The organism is Aquabacterium sp., from assembly GCF_004297345.1.
Classification (GTDB): Bacteria; Pseudomonadota; Gammaproteobacteria; order Burkholderiales; family Burkholderiaceae_C; genus Aquabacterium.
Genome location: NZ_SCTN01000114.1, coordinates 1 through 2,493 on the forward strand (window position 1 = coordinate 1; position 2,493 = coordinate 2,493).

The 2,493-nt window shown below is 63.1% G+C and carries 2 protein-coding genes; one reads left to right on the forward strand and one right to left on the reverse strand.

Annotated features, from left to right (window positions below; genetic code table 11):
• Positions 1-1,166, forward strand: a 1,166-nt coding sequence (ftsZ, locus tag EPO09_RS03430) for a cell division protein FtsZ (RefSeq protein WP_290640161.1), incomplete at its 5' end; no start/stop codon positions are given.
• 140 nt (positions 1,167-1,306) lie between these two features.
• Here ftsZ and EPO09_RS03435 read toward each other — a convergent pair.
• The coding region (locus tag EPO09_RS03435; RefSeq protein WP_290640163.1) for an AMP-binding protein at positions 1,307-2,493 on the reverse strand (1,187 nt) is incomplete at its 5' end.

The window sequence follows — 2,493 nt, forward strand, 5'->3', positions numbered from 1 at the left end:
CGCAAGGCGTGCAAGGCGTGCAGTTCATCTGCGCCAACACGGACTCGCAAGCTCTGCTGCGTTCGAGCGCCGAGATGCAACTGCAACTGGGCAACTCCGGCCTGGGCGCTGGTGCCAAGCCTGAAGCCGGCAAGGCCGCTGCTGAAGAAGCCACCGACCAGATCCGTGCTGCGCTGGATGGCGCCCACATGGTCTTCATCACGGCGGGCATGGGCGGCGGTACCGGCACCGGTGCTGCTCCTGTGATCGCACGTGTGGCCAAGGACATGGGCATCCTGACCGTGGGCGTGGTGACCAAGCCTTTCGAATTCGAAGGCAACCGTCGCATGAAGCAGGCTGACACCGGCCTGAACGAACTCGAAGCCAATGTCGACTCGCTGATCGTTGTGCTCAACGAGAAGCTGCTGGAAGTGCTGGGTGACGATGTCACGCAGGAAGAAGCTTTCGGCAAGGCCAACGACGTGCTGAAGAACGCCGTCGGCGGCATCTCCGACATCATCCACATCCCCGGCCTGGTGAACGTCGACTTCGAAGACGTCAAGACCGTGATGAGCGAGCCTGGCAAGGCCATGATGGGTACCGCAACTGCCGGCGGCCCTGACCGCGCCACCAAGGCTGCTGAAGCGGCCGTGGCCTGCCCGCTGCTGGAAGGCATCGACCTGTCCGGCGCACGTGGCGTGCTGGTGCTGATCGCTGCAGGCAAGTCGACTTTCAAACTGAGCGAATCGCGCAACGCGATGAACACCATCCGTCGTTACGCTGCCGAAGACGCGCACGTGATCTACGGTACCGCCTATGACGAAAGCCTGGGCGACCAACTGCGCGTGACCGTGATCGCCACCGGCCTGTGCGGCTCCAAGCGCCAGCAAGCCCCGATGACCGTGGTCCACAGCGCACCGCAGACGCAAGTCTTCCAGCGCACCGGTACCGACAACATCCCCGTGCTGACGCAGCCTATCGGCCACGCAGGCCACGCTCAAGGTCTGGCTGGTGGTCTGGCCGGCATGGGCCATGCCAGCGCTGGTGCCAGCGATTTCAGCGGCCTGAACACACCCAGCGTGTGGCGCAGCGGCCGTACCCAAGCTGCAGCCAAGGTGGATGCCCTGGCCAGCAACGGTATGGATGAAATCGAGATTCCCGCGTTCCTGCGCAAGCAGGCTGACTGATCGTCAGAAGCTGGCCTGATCAGCCAGCGCGTACCGTTGCCAATTTTTTATCCCCTCGCGCCTGATGGTGCGAGGGGCTTTTGGCTTGATCGGCTTCGCCGGCAACGCAGCAAAACCAATAAAACAATCAGGTAGAAGGATCAGGCGCGCTTGGCCACAGGGTGGGCGCGCTGCATCAGTTCGTAGCCCTTGTCGCCCAGGGCATACAGGTCGTCTTCGACCTTGTCCACATCGAAGCCTTCGCGCTTGAGTTCCACCTTGCGGTGTTTGAACGTCGCGGTGACTTCATGTTCCTCCCGCACGCGGATGAACAGCGGCACGGCATATTTGGGCAAGGCCTTGTGCAAGGCTGCTGCCAGCGCTACGCCATCGATGTGGCCCTTGCTGTCATCCCAGCGAATGGCGGCCATGCCGGCGCGGCCATCGGCCCCGGGCACTTCCACGCCATAGACCACGGCTTCTTCAATGCCGTCGATCGTGCCCAGCGCGGCTTCGACTTCCGTGGTGGCCACGTTCTCGCCCTTCCAGCGGAAGGTATCGCCCACGCGGTCCACAAAGCCAATGTGGCCGAAGCCCATGTCGCGGATCAGGTCGCCGGTGTTGAACCAGGCATCGCCCTTCTTGAACACATTGCGGAAGACCTTGGCTTCGGTGGCCTTGCTGTCGGTGTAGCCGTCCAGCGGGGCTTTGTCGGTGATCTCGGTCAGCAGCAGGCCGCTCTCGCCCTTGGCCACTTTGCGCATGGTGCCCGCATTCTTGCCGTCGGCCTGGCGAATGGGCGTTTCGTTTTCCACATCGAACGCCACGATGGCATAGGGCAGGGGGCAGTAGCCGGCCGTGCCCTTGAAGTTGAAGGCGTTGACGAAAGCCAGGTTGCACTCGCTGGCCGTGTAAAACTCGGCGATGTGCGGGATGTTGAAGCGTGTCTGGAAGGTTTCCCAGATGTCGGGGCGCAGGCCATTGCCGATGATGGTGCGCACGCCGTGCTGCTGGTCCGTGGCCTTGGCAGGCTGGTTGAGCAGGTAGCGGCACAGCTCGCCGATGTAGCAGAACGCCGTGGCCTTGTTGGCGCGGATCTCGTCCCAGAAGCGTGTGGCGCTGAACTTGCGGCCCAAGGCCATGCAGGCGCCGGCGCCGATCACCGAGCTCCACGACACCGTCAAGGCGTTGTTGTGGTACATGGGCAGCGGGCAGTACAGCACGTCATCCGACTTGAGTCGCATGCCGAGTTGGCCCAGGCCGGCCATGCAGCGGTGCCAGCGGTAGTGCGTCATCACCGAGGCCTTGGGCATGCCCGTTGTGCCAGAGGTAAAGATGTGGAAGCAGG